Source organism: Paenarthrobacter sp. CC6 (genome assembly GCF_040560085.1).
Lineage (GTDB): Bacteria > Actinomycetota > Actinomycetes > Actinomycetales > Micrococcaceae > Arthrobacter > Arthrobacter nicotinovorans.
Genome location: NZ_JARDAN010000011.1, coordinates 1 through 15,124 on the forward strand (window position 1 = coordinate 1; position 15,124 = coordinate 15,124).

Below are 15,124 nucleotides of genomic sequence, written 5' to 3' on the forward strand. Positions count from 1 at the left end.
GGCATCGGCAAGCAGCTGGCCAGCAGCCTGACGATGAGCGGGATCGTCAACTACAAGAGCCCGCTGCTGGACATGAACGTGACAGGAAAATTCTCCGGCCTCAGCAGGTCATGGCTAGACGAATTTGAGAAGGATGGCACGGAGGGTTTCGTGGCTTCCCTGCGAGAAGACCTTGCTGTTGACCCAGCGCTTGCCTTAGAAATAGATGAAATTTTTGAACGCCTGGGGGCGCCTGAAGATTTACTCGATGAGACGGCAGAATTTCTCAACCTCACGATGCCTTTTGGGCACGATTCGGCTGTTCGAACAGGACTTCAGATCGTGGCGGTAACCAGTCTCTTTGCGATACTGTTGATGATTTTTCTCAGTAACCCTTTCCTCGGTGCTGTTCTCTCCGCTGTTGGAACACCGAACGTAGCGGTCTCTTGGAAAGCTACGGGCAAGGCCTACGACCGGCTGTACGGCCTCGAGGCCAAGCCAAAGCCCGGGGCAAAAAGCAGCAAGGGAGGAAAACCTGGTCTCCTCGCCAACGGGCGCGGGCGCAAACGCTCCGGCCGCTGGTAAGGGGCTCGATGCACCCTTTCGGCTGCCAAGATCAGGATTCCGACTTCATTTTTGTTCGCTCTTGTGCTGACTTCCGTAGCCGTCCGTCTGGCTCTGCAGTTGCCCACATACGCACAAATCGCAGGTAAGACGCTGGTGTCGGTGGCTTCGGAAGACTGGGGCCCCCAATGGTGGAAACGCGCCGAAGCAATCAGCCGCCTCGAAGCGCTTTGGAGCACCTCGGACACCTCCGCCTGGATGGCGCCACCGGCATGAGCTCTGGTGGCGCGACCACGCAGACCACCACATGAACTTCCTGCTCAGCTGATGGGCCGTTCAGGGGGTGCAGCCTCCAGGCCCACCGGGTGGATGGTCGGTTTCGGATAGTTACTGCTTCCGTCCCAGTGCATTTGAAAAGGTGAACCGTCCGCAGAGGAAAGCGTTGATATTACGCGCCGGCCGTCCGTTACCTGGTCCACGTCCACTCCGAAGTGATGAGCCAAAGAAGGCGCCAACCCAACCAATTCCGGGTCAAAATTTGGCGAGGTTGAGCCGTTTGGCATCAATATCGCAGTTGTCTGTTTTTCCCCCTGGACGAGTACGAAGCGTCTGGTATGGAAAAAGGCCATGGAGAGGTAGCCAGCAACAACAGCTGCCTCTTTGAACTGCAGGGGATGAAGTTCAAGCTGTTGTGCTGCGACAAGATGCTGTACCTCGAGGTCGGTTTCTAAATGTCCCCAATCCTGGAGACTGGCGATCACGGCGATATCCCCGGACCTTATGGCGAGAAAGGGGATCTCATTGGAATCAACGTAATCGAAGTTCAGATGCGGTTCCGCCTCGGAGACTTGGCACTTCAGAACGAAGATGGACCATGGGTTTTCCCCTGCACTTCCGACCCACGCAGCAGTCCCACGGACGTTCTGCATCAGGAAGTGATGCATGGCGAAGCGACCCAGATCTTCATCACGGACGATTGTGGGTCCGTCGGTGTCCTTTCGGTCCAAGAGACTCGATCGTTCCTTAACCAACAAGCCATAGAAGATCTTGGCCAGCCAAAGGAAGAGCACGCGGCGGTCCATGGCTTTAACTCCATCGAAGCCGAGTTCAAATGCCGCCCTTACCGTGCTTTCCATCTGCGAAAGATGGGTTCCGTTACACTCAAGGCAGCTCGGGATCGTCAACTGACGATACGGAATGTACGTGCCGTTCTGGAGTGTCACGGTCTCGTTGATCAGGCCATGTCTCTTAAGCAGCCACTTCGGAAAGACATGTTCTTTGGTGCGGTTCGAGTCATTCAACGCACTCAAACACAGAAAGCAAGCGTCCTCCGAGTAACTCCAATCGGAGCTTTCTGTTCCTAGAAATCCCGCTTCCGTCTCCATGCCTTACTCCTAGCCTTTGAAGTTTTGAGTGACCTTATCAACAGAGACCCGACGCGCACCCAAGGCCTCCCGTTCAGACTCCAACAACGGGGCCACCGACCCTCGGTAGGCTGTCTCCCTTGATACTCATCCCAGGTGGGAACGCCTATCGAATGCAGGCGGTGGTCCACATGAAATGCCGTCCGCCCCGTCACTGCTCGCGGTCAGGTTCCTGAGCGTCCCAGCGCTTCCGGGCTCCTTGCCGGGTGACTCCGTATGCTCTGCCGATTTTGTCCCAAGAAAGGCCTTCAGCCCTCGCGGCGGCCACGGCCTCATCAAGCTGGGCTTCGACCGTCTTTATTTGCTCACCCAGGGTCTGGATGGTGTGGAGATGGAGGTCCGGGGCGATGTGGGAATGCCATTGAGCCAGGAAAAGCGGTTCAAGGTCGTCGCGGTCGCTGACGTAGCTGGGGTCATCGCTGGAGGGGGCCCCAGCATAGATGAGATAGCGGGTGAGGTCTTCCTCGACGGGGTCCCAGACGCGGGTCCACAGCGGGTCCAGAACGACGTGCTTCTTGAACGGTTCGCAGCTGCAGGCAACTCTCCAACCGACCACCTGGGATGGCGGCCGCCAGGCCTGGCTGTCCGGGTCGTCGTTTTCCCAAATAACCTTGCCATCCGGTGACATCAGGCTGATTTCCATGTGCTTGCCGCCGGCCCCGAACATGCCGTCGGCGAACACGCAGACAACATAGCCCTCGTGTCCGCTGCCCTCGGTGAACCAGCCCATCGTTGCTTCCCTCCATCGGCCTCCGGTTGCTACAGTCATCAGTATGCCTGATAGCAACCATGGTTGCCAAGGTATTCAACATAGGCAACTTTACTTGTCATAATATCCGTTATCGGCGTTCAAACAACGGGAGTAGAAGTAGCTGCGAGGCTTCCTTCCGCGGTGAATTGGACGTTTTCCGCGGAAGGCTGCGACAGCGTGAGGAATCACTTTTGGGCACAGGCCGCTATGTCATCTGGGGCCCTTAGGGCTACTTCGCGCGGCCCGTCGGATTCGCGCGGAAGGATGTTCTGCGGCGGCGTCGAGCAGTTCTTGAACGGAGGTCTCCTCTGTAGGCGCTGTCAGCCGAGAGACGACCGAAGCAGCGCTTTGCGTACCGCCCGATACTAGTGTCTTGGCAAGAGCCGTAACAACGATGCCTGACGCTCTTCCGGCAGCGACCAGTTTACTCAAGCCAGATAGCGCTGCGTCAGCGACCATCTGGCTGGTGTCGCCAGCCAGTGCCATTAGTACCTCAACTTCCGCAGCGTCCCCGTGTCTCTCGATGATTCGCGCACTAGAAGCACGCTGGGCTGCATTTCCGCAAAGAAGCTCCCGTACCACCTGGCTGCGTACTGATTCTTCTGAAAGAGCGGCGAAACCTTCTGCCGCCAAGCCACGAATGTCCTTCTCGTCGTCAAAGTACTGTCGGCCGGGCATTGTGTTCCGCAGGCCAAGTACGTGCTCGGCAAGCTGCCTCTTGGTCTCTACTGAAAGCTGAGCCCCGTGAATGGCGAGGACATCCAGTGCCCCGGAGCGCTCCCGGCCTAAGACATGCGGAGCGGTCAGCAACAATTGAATGCGATCCCAGCGCGCTTGGGGAGGGTGCCAAACATTTAGGAGTGATAAGGCCTGCCCAGGGTCAAGTCCGCCAACCGAGTGCATGCCTTTGGCCGCATTGTCGACGAGGGAATCAATGACTCCGCATAAGCGGTCGATGAGGGCAATAACCGCGTCGCTTGGAAGAGTTCTGACATCGTCGATGGCGTCAAAAGCGAGAAGTTCACCCGTTCGGGCGCGTTGATGAATTTCGGAACGGCTTTCGGGTACCGTCGGAGCCGCCACCGCCAGATATGCTTCGCGTAGGTATGCAGCGTCTGACTTGTAACGTTCTGCGGCACGTCGGCGATGACTTTCGGTCCACGCAGATTCTGGAATCACGTGGATCAGTCGGGCGAGGGTCTGTGCAGCGCCATCCTCGAAAACATGCGCTTCATCGAGGAAGTAGTCAATCACTGCGTGCAGAGAAGCGTCACTCATCGTCCAGACCATGGACTTGAGTAGATCGATGCTCTTGTAGAGCATGATAAATGTAGGCCGAACGCGTTCGTAGTACACCTGTGGGTCTCGCAGTGTCGCAAGCACCCACATACAGATCTGGTCCGCCTGGGCAGGTTCGATTACATCGCCGGCGGCAGTCAGCAGCTCAATGTCTGCTAGTGCGCTTGTTCGGGTTGAACTAGATAAATGCACACGTGACGCTGCTATTCGGGCGGCCATTGCAGGTCCCCTCCGTACGATGCGTCGGGTTGCGAGGCGGGTGCTCTCGCTGTCGCCGGATACTCGTAAGAGGGTTAGCCAGCCCGCGACCGCCTCGGCACTGTCCGTAAGGTCTGAAACCATCAGGAAGTGTTTTCCGAGCGCGCCGGTGGCATGGCGCCAGCTGTCGTGATCTCCTGCGCAGGATGCAAGTAGCGCCGCGGACAGCAGGCGCCTGTGCGTCTCATCTGAGTTTCCGATCCGAATCGACGAATCCTCGCTCCAGGTCCGGAATCCTGCGGACAGGTGAGCCGACAGTCCGTAGGACGTGACTTGGCTTCTCCACCATGATGCAGGATTGTCGCTGCGTTGAACGATGTTGGCAATGTCGCCCTTCATCCAGCCCGCGGCCCTGAACGACGTCCCCGCACATGCACCTGCGATAGCCGCCGCCGTTACGTCGTGTGGTGCCTCGCGGTGGATTCGCTGTGTCGCCATCGCTAGGTCGAACGCATCTTCGTGTCGCCCGGCTTCGAGCAGCGCTCGGGCTCGTTGAGCTTCGAGCCACGCGTGATCGACAAAGGAATAGTCGTCGTGCTCCAAGGCATCTCGGACTGCCCGAAGGGCTGTGTCAGGATCGTTTTCCCATAGGTGATGCATGCAGCACAGGACGGTAGCGGCAGCGCGTTCTGCCGGAGTCGATGCAAGTCCGACAAGCCCAAGCAGATCGTCGGACTCCCCCTGATAGTGCCAACGATGAAGGGCGGCAGTAGCGCGCCAGGACCAGTCATCGGATCCAAGCGCGTCCTCGAGCGACAGACCCTTCCTCTTTGCGTCGGAGTCTTGCATATTGCTTGGAAGCTCGATCGGGTCCAGAATCTTTTCGATTTCGCTGCGCAACAGCACCTGCATGGCAAGTGCTTCGGGCCCGGTGATCGTATCGGTGGCCAGATTGGGGTGGGGTGCTATTAGCCTGGGAGTGATGAGGGCATGCCGTATTTCATCTTCAGGTGGGAGATGCACCGCGCCCGTCCAGGCTGTTCCGTCCCAAGTGGGGGTGGCAAGCTGTGTGAGGGCAACATCGGAAAGCGCTTGATTGTTGTCCGAGTCGACGGTCTGTGAGGTTGGCAGGAGAATCTTTGCGCCCTTGCCAGTCGAGACGACTCGTTCGGGGGTTACATGAACCCAGTACGAAAGATTCTTCTCTTGGTCGCGCAGGACCACCACGTGCGGCAGGGCGTGCCGGAGCCAGTAGTCGAAGTGTTCGCGGTCGGCTTCAGTGAACCACCAACCAGTGATCGTGCCGTCCGTGTCCTTCTGCGGAGAGGTGAAGTACGACGGCCCTGTCTTGACCTGGGCACCCATAACGGCGCCGAGTTCGTATCGGCGGGCGTCTCGGGGACGCAGATACAAATCGGTGCCTGTGTCGTGCCTGCTGTCGACCACGCCGCCCCAGCCCAAACGCTCGAATTGCGCCAAGACCTCGGACTCGCCTGACGTTCCAGTAGCTTCATTCTTCGGCGCCCGCACTTAGGCCCCCTTCGTTTCGTCGGCTACAACACGGATGTTGCGCATTGCAGAACCAGTGAATAAGAGCGGAATAAATGAGTCTCGAAACGCGATTCCTGCGGGGCGTTGGGTGTGCCCGCCACCCGGAGGATTCGTAAGAGGAAATCTCATTCCCACCGGCGCATCGGCCGCAATATGGCGGGGAAATGGGCCGTCGACCGGATAACCAGGGTGAGAAGGCGCACGGAGATTCACGGGAAGCTCCCCCCGCCCGTCGAAGTGTCTTGCAGCGGCGATATGGAACATGGCGCCGTGAGCCCAAGCGATCATGTATGCCTCGGCGAGAACAGCAGGAACATCTACCCTTAACTGGGTCAGCTCCAGCCCCTGGCGATGCCCGCCCACCTTGGGCGCCTGTGCGAGTACCTCGATAACTGGGCGGTCAAAAATGTCTACGGCATCGGGCCCTGTCAGTGCACTAACTGGGATTGTCCCATCTGCGGCGGGCGGAGTGGAAGCGAACGTTACCTTGAGGTCATCTCGTGCCCGGACCGATAGACCATGCTTGACCTTATTGTGAGCGGCGTTGAGTTGGAGTTCGTGTCCCACTAAGAGATCAATCGAAAACTGAAGCCAGTCGGCGAAGACGTTGGAGGCTGATGCAAGTTGCTCGGTCATCCCACTCTGCAAGTCCTGCTGGCGGAGGACCAGGCGAGCGAACTTCATCGGGGCGTCTGGAGACGAGAAGAACTCTTGGAGCTGTTCGACGATTTGATCAAGTTGGTTTGGCCCCATCGACAGCGCCTCCCAGACGCAGGGCGTTCCCGAGGTGAGCGCCGCCGTCAACCGCACAAGGGACTCAGCCGCGTGGTGCCGCAGGGCATAAGCGTCGGTAGCGACCTGTGTTGCAATGGTCCTTGGAGAGGTTTCGGGGACAAAGCTAATAGGTCGGCCGAGAAGTCGAGCGAATTGTCTAGCGGTCTCCGCTTCATGTCGCTCATCTTCATGAGGCGTTACGGGACGCAGTTGGCTGTCGTTGCCACAATCCGCCCACCGAAGAACCATTCCAATTCGGACGCTGAAGTACCCGTAGGGATCAGAAGACAGGAAAGTGTCGTCAAGCTCCTGACGCTGCTCGGCCGTGAGGTTTGGCCCGGTAGGTGGAAGATACATCCAATAAAGCGTAGATTCACTCGGCCGACTGACCCTCCCGCCCCGCCGAGCCGATATGAAGGAACCGTCATGTTTCCACGACGGCCAAGAGCAGCAGTCCCCTTCCCCCTCTTTACAGAATCACGGTTATCGGCTTTAAAAGTGCGGGAGTGGAAGTAGCCATGAGAACTTGGTGACAAGCTTTGTTGGCCCTAGGAATGCGCACGGAATCACTGATTGGATCGCAACCGATGGCATCGGGCGGTAAACCCAGGTGGGCGCTCATTCTTAGGTGGCCGGCTGGGTCTCTGGCTGTGGCCGTAGGATCCGGTCGTACCAATCGGGAGGGTGAACAGAAGGCCGCCCTAGGAGGTATTCCTGGACTGCATCGACCCCTAATGCTGTGACTTCGAAGAGTTCTGATGCGGTTTCGATGCCTTCTGCAATGACTGCGGCTTCCAGGCGGCGGGCTAAACGTACAAGGTTTCGGGCCCTGTTCCTTTGTCCGTCACTTCAATGACCATTTCTGCGGCCATTCCGGAACAGAACGCGCAGGCTGCCTCGGCCCCTTCAACTGATGCGAGGGTTGTTCCAGGACGAAAATCGAGGGGTTCATCCCGTACCGAGTGTCCAGGGCGCCGGGGGTGCGCCCATCCACAACATCGAGCAGTGCAGCGGTGTTCGCGAACGCGAATGTCGCGGTGCCGTAGATCGGCACGTGCGGGGCCCCGTGTGAGTCTTTAAGCGTAGTGCCGTGCACGGCGCGGGTGGCTTGTCCCTGGATGGTGGCGGCTGGGGGCGGTGGTCATGAGTTCTCCATTCGAGCGGGGGCGCTTCGTTGTGACCAGAACACGACGGGGATCAGGAGCAGTGAGAGGATTCCGCCAGCCAGAGACAGGACGCTGTAGCTGGTGCCTGCGACGATGATCCCTGACATGGCTCCGCCGGTGGCTCCGGCGAGGGCGATGAGGACATCGATGGAGCCTTGTGTTTTGGCACGTGTTTCGATTGGGGTGGCGTCGACGATGAGGGCGGTGCCACTGATCAGGCCGAAGTTCCAGCCCAGCCCAAGCAGAGCGAGTGCGATCATCAGCTGAGTCATGGAGTGTGCAGGGGCAGTTGCGGCGACGATCCCGGCGGCTAGGAGGGTCAGGCCTGCGGCAATTGCCATGGGTACTCGGCCGAGTTTGTCGACAAGCATGCCGGTCACCAGGGATGGCAGGTACATACAGCCAATGTGGATACCGATCACGACGCCGACTTCGGTGAGGCCGTGGCCGTGGGACTGCATGTGCACCGGGGTCATGGTCATGATGGCGACCATGGCCACCTGGGTCAGGACCATGACGGTGGTGCCGACAGTGACACCGCGACTATCTACTGGGGGCGCGGACCGGGACTGAGGATCAGATGCTGTTGCCTGTTCCTGGACGTTGATCGCGGTTGCGAGCAGGAGAGGGTCTGGGCGGAGCCAAAAGAAAAACACCAAGCCCGCCAAGGTATACGCGGCGGCCGCGAGGAGGAACGGTCCCGACAGGTCCGGAATGCCCAAACTCGCTGCGAAGGCGCCCATCGGGGTGACGAGGTTCGGGCCGGCAACTGCCCCAAGGTCGTGGAAACCATCGCTATGCTGATCGCAGTCGCCCGCCGCTTGGCCGGAGCGAGGTCTGTTCCGGCATAACGGGCCTGAAGATTAGTCGCCGTCCCCGCCCCGTAAATAAGGAGGGCCATGAACAGCAGGATCACGTTGTTCGTGATCGCTGCCAGGACGACCCCTGTGGCACCGACACCGCCAGCGATGAAGCCCGCGGCAAGGCCCACACGACGGCCATTGCGCTGAGAAAGCCGTCCAACGACCAGCGCTGCTCCGGCTGAGCCGAGGGTGAACAGGGCCGCGGGCAGGCCCGCGAGCCCGGCGGTGCCGAGCATTTGCTGAGCCAGGAGTGCCCCGACGGTGACACCGGCAGCGAGCCCGGCTCCGCCGAAGATCTGGGAGACGATGACGACGACGAGGGTGCGCCGGTAGAGGGCATGCCGGCGCTCGGGTGAAAGGGCATAGGACTGAACAAGGGGCTCTGACATCTGTTGCATCGTCGGGGTTCCTAAGCAGTTGCCGTCAGGTCGATGCTGCCGCCCGCACGCCACTCCAGCACGCCTTCGTCCATCGCCCAGGCGTCAATGCCCTGATTCCGCATCAGCCGCGCCGCTTCCCGGGCCAGAAGGCAGAACTCACCCCGGCAATAAACAACTACGCGCCGGTCCCGCGGTACCTCGTCCATCCGTGCGGCCATGTCATCCAGAGGAATGGACACAGCCCCCGGGTAGTGCCCGGCGAGGTATTCATGGGCCGGGCGGACGTCAAGCATGAACGCATCGCGGGTTTCACCGAGGGTGTGAATCAGGGGCACAGCTTCGCAGTTAATGCCTGCCTCTGTCACACTTTCGGCCGGGATCGGAGCGGGAAGGAATTGCGCCGCAACATCTTTCATGGACACGAACAACGCGGCCACCTCGGGTCCTGCCAGCCGGTAGTAGATCCGCACACCGTCCCGCCGGGTCCGGACCAGCCCGGCGTTTTTCAGCACCTGCAGGTGGGAGGACACGCTCGTGACGCCCATCCCGGCCATGCGCGCCATGTCCTCTACCGACTGCTCTGCCTGGGCCATCAACTCCAGAAGTTCCAGCCGGTTCCCGTTGCCAATGGCCTTGCCGATGCGGGCCACATGGCCATAAGCCAGCTGATTCATTCTCTACTCCAATGTTCCAACGATTACTGGAATATTATCAGAGCCGGCCTCTGGGATAGTTTCAGCACGGCTGCCGCCTTCGCCCCAGCGGTGCCTTCGGTCACATGGCGGCTGGCTTGTAGTCGCTGCCCCGCATGCGAGTTGCCGCCAGGAGCTCAGGGCCGTTGTTGACGGGCTCTGTACCCGCCATGCCGCAGTAGAACCCCCAATTTCATCAGCTCCAGAGCCGGGCGCCGAGAGGCCGTCGGTCCCCTAACATCGCTCCGGCGCAAGTTCCAACTTTCGGGGCGCGGCTAAGGGCGTTATCGGCGCTTGAATCTCCTGTTTCTTGGTCCTATTAAGGTTGTGTTCACCAGATACGACAATCATTGGATTCGTTGGCCTTGGTCGAGGCCTCGCGTCTCGTCCTACAGATTTGGTCGCCCTCCCGGTTGGGCAGAACGCATTGAAAGGGAATTCTTGTGAGTGGTCAGCCGTCTTTGGCCCGTCGCCTAGGGACGACCGATGCCGTGGTTATCGGCCTGGGATCGATGATCGGGGCGGGTGTTTTCGCGGCTTTCACGCCGGCCGCCGCCGCTGCGGGTTCTGGCCTGTTGGTGGGTTTGGTCATCGCCGCCGCTGTGGCGTTCTGCAACGCAACGTCCTCGGCGCAACTTGCAGCGCAGTACCCCACCTCCGGAGGTACGTACGTGTACGGGCGTGAACGGTTGGGCCACTGGCCGGGGTTCCTGGCCGGGTGGGGGTTCGTGGTGGGCAAGACCGCCAGCGCGGCGGCGATGGCGTTGACTTTTGCCGCCTATGTTGCTCCTGCCGGGTGGGAGCGGCCGGTGGCCATCGCCGCCGTCGTGCTTCTTGCCGGGGTGAATTACCGGGGCGTGACCCGCACGGCCAAGTTGACCCGGATCATCGTCGCGTGCGTTCTCGCGGTGCTGGGGCTGTTCGTCGCCGCGGCCTGGCTTCCCGGCACGGCCGATCCTGCCCGGATCCTGGGAACGGATCTTCTCGATCATGGCTGGTACGGGATTCTGCAGTCGGCGGGGTTGTTGTTCTTTGCCTTTGCCGGGTATGCCCGGATCGCGACGATGGGTGAGGAAGTCAGGAACCCGGGACGCAGCATCCCACGGGCCATCACGATCGCGCTGGCCGCCACGGTCCTCGTCTACGCCGTGATCGCCGTGACGGTGCTGGCAGTCCTCGGGCCTGGTGGGGTTGCCGGAAGCCCGGCCCCGTTGGCCGCGGCGGTGGCGGCGGGGCCGTGGCCCTGGGCTGAACCTGTTGTCCGGGCCGGTGCCGCGATGGCGTCGCTGGGCGCCCTGCTGGCACTGGTCGCCGGTCTCGGCCGGACAAGTTTGGCCATGGCCCGCGAGGATGACTTGCCCCGGTTCCTCGCCGCAGTCCATCCCGTTTTCCGCGTACCGCACCGGGCCGAAGCAGCCTTGGCGGTGGTCATTTGCGTGATCCTGATGTTCGCGGACCTGCGCGGAGCCATCGGATTCTCCTCATTCGGGGTTCTTGTCTACTATCTGATCGCCAACCTGGCGGCCTTCACCCAGACGGCCGGGCACCGTCAATACCCGAGGGTCCTGCAGGTCCTTGGTGCTGTCGCGTGCGTCCTGCTGGCCGCGACCCTCCCATGGCAGGCTGTCGTTGGCGGGTCGGTCATGTTCGCCGCCGGGGCCCTGTACCGGATTGCCCGGATCAAGCTCCGCACGCCGAACCGTCCGTCCTGAGGCGACGCGGCCAGCAGCCTTTCACTGGTGCGGGGCAGTCAAGACTGCGGCTTTTGGCGAGAGGAGACGAGCCGCCCGACCCAACGTCGGGGCCGCGGGATTCTTAGTGGATTCCGTGCGCGGCACCGTCGTGGTGAGCTTGGCCGCCCGCGATCCCGGCCGCAGAGGCAAGGTGGCTCCAGCCCGCGTCACTGAGTGCGTGGTATGCGATGTGAAGTTCCCGCGCCGGTTCCGCGATAGCGGTGATGTCGCCATGCTCGAGCGCGTTGACCAGTATGTTGGCGGTGCTCGGGCCATGCGGTCAAGTGCCTGGGCATCTGATGTTCGATCAACCGGGGTGGAAGTAGTTCCATTCCACGAGAAAGGGTTTCTCCGCAGGTAATCGAACGGTGAAACCGGCACTTAGTCAACGGAAAAAGTATCTGGCTCATGAGCCTGTCCTCATATGGCCCTGCTGATGCAGTCCGGATCTAAGCTGGGCCCCAACCTGCACCGGAACCGGCACATCGGAGCCCCAGCCGCCGCCAGCTTCGACGGCGCCAACAGGGTGGAGGACCCCGGCCCCTCTCCCGTTCGCGCGGGAGCTGGTGCTGGCGATCTCGCACGTGTCTCTCGACGCGGACGCCCCTCAGGCAGCAGTTCCGGACCGCGGCAACTTGATTGTTGAGTTGTCAGGACGTGGAAGCTGCGCCGGCTCCGGTCTCCTTGTCGACAACGGGACTGTGTCCGTATGGCTTACGCCATATTTCGCTCCGAAAGGTTGCTGCGTCCTCGCGAAAGCGGGACGACCACCGCCGATCTCTCTCTTGCAACCTGCTAAGGATGCGGTCCCTCCGTCTGCGGACGTACCAAATTGCCGCAGGCAATGACATAAGTCCCAGGAAGAGGCAAAGCCACGCGTAAATGTTCATTGCGTGAACCCTAGGCGTTCGAGTTTGAAGCTTTTGAGAGCCCGATTTTTGTTGGGGAATGCGGCAGCGGTCCCTTCGTGGTGATTGTCGGACTTGGCTGGTTGCTGGGGAAGGCGACGCCTTCGCCCACCACCCGCAGGCACAGTTCCGTGCCGGGCTTGGTGATGGAGGCGTTCCAGTGCCGGATGGTGATGATCTCGCCGCCGCCCGGATACCGGTGGCCGTTGCCGGAACCCACACCGTCCGGGGCGGTGTAGGCGCCCAGCTGGATGCGGACTGTCGTTTCCGGTCCGAAGTAGTCCGTGTCGACCACGACGCCGCGGATCGGGCCGTCCGGTGCGATCCGGATCTGCTCGGGACGCAACATAAGTTGGACCTTGCCTTGTGCGGGTGGGCGTCGCACAGCGATGCCACCCAGGGAGCACGTCGCCAACGAGCCCTCCATCCACGCGTCCAGAATGACAGCCTCGCCGAGAAACTCTGCCGTCGCCCGGTCTGCGGGGCGGGTATAGACGACGAACGGGTTGCCGATCTGCGCCAGTCTTCCTCCGCGCATAATGGCCACCTGGTCCGCGAAGGACAACGCTTCGGCTTGATCGTGAGTGACCAGAATCGTGGTCACCCCGGCAGCGTTGAGAACGTTCGCCACCGCCCGGCGGGTCGCAACCCGCAGGCCGGCGTCCAGTGCGGAGAAGGGCTCGTCCAAGAGCATCAGCTCCGGCTCACGAGCCAGTGCCCTGGCCAGGGCCACCCGCTGCTGCTGTCCACCGGAGAGCTGATGCGGTCGCCGCCTGGCCATGGCAGGGTCCAACGACACCATGTCCAGAAGTTCCTCGACACGGGACTTCACGGCCCGCCGGCCGCCGTCGAGCTTTCCGGAATCGAGGCCGAAGGCCACGTTCTGGCCAACCGTCAGGTGCGGAAAGAGCGCGCCGTCCTGCGCGACGTAACCGACCTGGCGCTTATGGGCCGGGACCTGGACCGATCCGCCGGCCACGGCAGTGCCGTTGAGGCTGATGGATCCGGTGTTCGGGTGTTCGAAGCCGGCAATGAGCCGCAACAGAGTGGTTTTTCCGGAGCCTGAGGGGCCGACGATGGCAGTGGTCCCGCCGCGGGCAACAGAAAGATTGACGCCCTTGAGCACAGCCTGGGAACCGAAATTCTTGGTGACGTCCGAGATGTCCAGGTGCGTGTTGGTGGTGGGAGCCACGGACGGGGCCACCCGGGGTGACGGGAGCCGTGAAGGAGATTGTTCTGTCACTGTCCGGCTACTTTCTTGGACTGCTGGAAAAGCAGGTAGGTCATGGGGGCCGAGAGCAGGATCATCAGCAAGGCGTAGGGCGCTGCTCCGGTGTAGTCGATCTCGCTGCTTTTGCTCCAGAATTCGGTGGCCAGTGTTCGTGTGCCGTTGGGAGCCAACAGCAGGGTGGCTGTGAGTTCATTGACGATTGCCAGGAACACCAGCGCGGCTCCCCCGGCCGCAGCCGGGGCGGTGAGGCGTAACGTCACCCTGAAGAAGGACGCCAAGGGAGCTTTCCCCAGGGACTGTGCAGCCTCGTCAAGTTCCTTCGGCGCCTGCGCCAATCCGGAGCGAAGGTTGACCAAGGCCCGGGGAAGGAAGAGCAGCACGTACGCGGCGACCAGGACGCCGGCGCTCTGGTAAACGCCTGGGACGACGCGGATGCTGACGGTCACGAAGGCCAGGCCCACCACGATTCCCGGCAGTGAGCTCGTGACGTAGTTGGATAATTCGAGGAGTTTGCTGAACCATCCCGGGTGCCGGACGGTCAGGTAGGCCATGGGGAAGGCAACCAGGGTGGTCACGGCCGCACCGGCGGCCCCATACAGCATGGTTTGCAGCAGTGCAGGCATGAATTCCTCGGCAGCCCACACCTCCGGGCCACCTGCGATCAACCATTTCAGGACGAACCAGAGAGGCAGTCCGAAGGCCAGCGCTGTGAGGGCCACGAGTCCCAGCTGGGCGGGAAGCTGGTACCCGCGCAGCGGCAGTTGCGTTGCCTTGGCCTGCGCGCCTGATCCGATCCGGGCGTAACGCGCGGTGCCGCGGCTCTTGACCTCGGCGAGCAGGAGGACAAGGCAGAGCAGAACGAGGACGCTGGCCAGCATGTTGCCGGCGGTGCCGTTGAAGGTCGACTGGAATTGGACCATGATCGCCGTCGTAAAAGTATCGAAGCGGATCATCGCAAAGGCACCGTACTCGGCCAGGAGGTGCAGTCCCACGAGCAGTGCCCCGCCGGTCATGGCGATGCGCAACTGGGGCAGCACGACACGGAAGAACACGGCCCAAGGCCCCAGGCCAAGAGAAGCCGCGGACTGCTCAATGGCCGGATCCAGGCGGCCCAACGTGGCGGCAGCCGGTATGTACACCAGCGGGAAGTACGAAAGGGTTGCGATCAACACACCGGACCAGAGGCCTTCGAGCGAGGGGATCGCCGAAACCCACGCATAGCTGTTGACGAACGCTGGAATGGCCAGCGGGGCGGCCAGGGCGACAGCCCACCAGCGGCGACCAGCCAGCGTGGTGCGCTCCACCAGCCAGGCGCCACCCACTCCGAGAACCAGGCACAGCGGGACGGTAATGACCGTCAGCAAAACAGTATTGAGCAGCAGCTCGCCCACCCGCGGGCGGACGATGAGTTCCACTGCGGTGTCCCATCCGGTGGTGACCGTCATATAGACGACGTAACCCAGCGGGAGGAGCGAAAACAGGGCGATCAACACCGCCAGGAGGGACAGGGTGGAAACGCCGAAAGGCGGGCGAGGGCGCTTGCCCTTGCCCGCCGTCGTCGTGCTTTCCGGTCCTTGCGGGCGGGAAGCCGATAGGTCAGTCTTCACAGAA

The 15,124-nt window shown here is 61.5% G+C and carries 12 protein-coding genes and 1 pseudogene; 3 read left to right on the forward strand and 10 right to left on the reverse strand.

The window, feature by feature from the left end:
* Together PV760_RS13010 and PV760_RS13015 are read left to right on the forward strand one after the other, a co-directional pair.
* Positions 1-564 (forward strand): hypothetical protein (locus PV760_RS13010; RefSeq protein ID WP_354627919.1); only part of this gene is annotated, 564 nt, incomplete at its 5' end.
* A 141-nt stretch (positions 565-705) separates the two neighbouring features.
* Positions 706-819, forward strand: a complete 114-nt coding sequence (locus PV760_RS13015) for a DUF4913 domain-containing protein (protein WP_354628035.1) — start codon at positions 706-708, stop codon at positions 817-819.
* 44 nt (positions 820-863) lie between these two features.
* Here the strand turns inward: PV760_RS13015 and PV760_RS13020 are convergent, their stop codons facing one another.
* The 8 genes and pseudogenes from PV760_RS13020 to PV760_RS13055 all read right to left on the reverse strand — a co-directional run bounded on the left by PV760_RS13020 (position 864) and on the right by PV760_RS13055 (position 9,623).
* Positions 864-1,928: a hypothetical protein gene (locus PV760_RS13020; RefSeq protein ID WP_354627920.1), complete on the reverse strand. Its 1,065-nt coding sequence runs from the start codon at positions 1,926-1,928 to the stop codon at positions 864-866.
* Between the two features lie 190 nt (positions 1,929-2,118).
* Positions 2,119-2,736: a hypothetical protein gene (locus tag PV760_RS13025; protein WP_354627921.1), complete on the reverse strand. Its 618-nt coding sequence runs from the start codon at positions 2,734-2,736 to the stop codon at positions 2,119-2,121.
* Positions 2,737-2,928: 192 nt separating this feature from the next.
* Positions 2,929-5,745 carry a DUF4365 domain-containing protein gene (locus tag PV760_RS13030; protein WP_069695537.1) on the reverse strand — a complete coding sequence of 939 codons (2,817 nt, stop codon included), beginning with the start codon at positions 5,743-5,745 and terminating at the stop codon, positions 2,929-2,931.
* Positions 5,746-6,519 carry a hypothetical protein gene (locus PV760_RS13035; RefSeq protein WP_264398806.1) on the reverse strand — a complete coding sequence of 258 codons (774 nt, stop codon included), beginning with the start codon at positions 6,517-6,519 and terminating at the stop codon, positions 5,746-5,748.
* 645 nt (positions 6,520-7,164) lie between these two features.
* Positions 7,165-7,368, reverse strand: a pseudogene (locus PV760_RS13040) (EAL domain-containing protein); the annotation flags it as partial.
* A gap of 313 nt (positions 7,369-7,681) precedes the next feature.
* Positions 7,682-8,221 carry an MFS transporter gene (locus PV760_RS13045; protein WP_354627922.1) on the reverse strand — a complete coding sequence of 180 codons (540 nt, stop codon included), beginning with the start codon at positions 8,219-8,221 and terminating at the stop codon, positions 7,682-7,684.
* Positions 8,222-8,253: 32 nt separating this feature from the next.
* On the reverse strand, positions 8,254-8,958 hold the full coding sequence (locus PV760_RS13050; RefSeq protein ID WP_354627923.1) for an MFS transporter: 705 nt from the start codon (positions 8,956-8,958) through the stop codon (positions 8,254-8,256).
* Between the two features lie 20 nt (positions 8,959-8,978).
* Positions 8,979-9,623 (reverse strand): metalloregulator ArsR/SmtB family transcription factor, encoded by a 645-nt coding sequence (locus PV760_RS13055; protein WP_354627924.1) that lies wholly within the window; start codon positions 9,621-9,623, stop codon positions 8,979-8,981.
* A 461-nt stretch (positions 9,624-10,084) separates the two neighbouring features.
* Between PV760_RS13055 and PV760_RS13060 the strand changes: the two genes are divergently transcribed.
* On the forward strand, positions 10,085-11,353 hold the full coding sequence (locus PV760_RS13060; protein ID WP_354627925.1) for an APC family permease: 1,269 nt from the start codon (positions 10,085-10,087) through the stop codon (positions 11,351-11,353).
* A gap of 921 nt (positions 11,354-12,274) precedes the next feature.
* Here the strand turns inward: PV760_RS13060 and PV760_RS13065 are convergent.
* Both PV760_RS13065 and PV760_RS13070 read right to left on the reverse strand, forming a co-directional pair.
* Entirely contained in the window at positions 12,275-13,525 is a 1,251-nt protein-coding gene (locus PV760_RS13065; protein WP_354627926.1) for an ABC transporter ATP-binding protein, read from the reverse strand.
* Positions 13,522-15,120 carry an ABC transporter permease gene (locus PV760_RS13070; protein WP_354627927.1) on the reverse strand — a complete coding sequence of 533 codons (1,599 nt, stop codon included), beginning with the start codon at positions 15,118-15,120 and terminating at the stop codon, positions 13,522-13,524. The genes PV760_RS13065 and PV760_RS13070 overlap by 4 nt, the downstream gene beginning before the upstream one ends.
* Positions 15,121-15,124 lie beyond the last annotated feature (4 nt).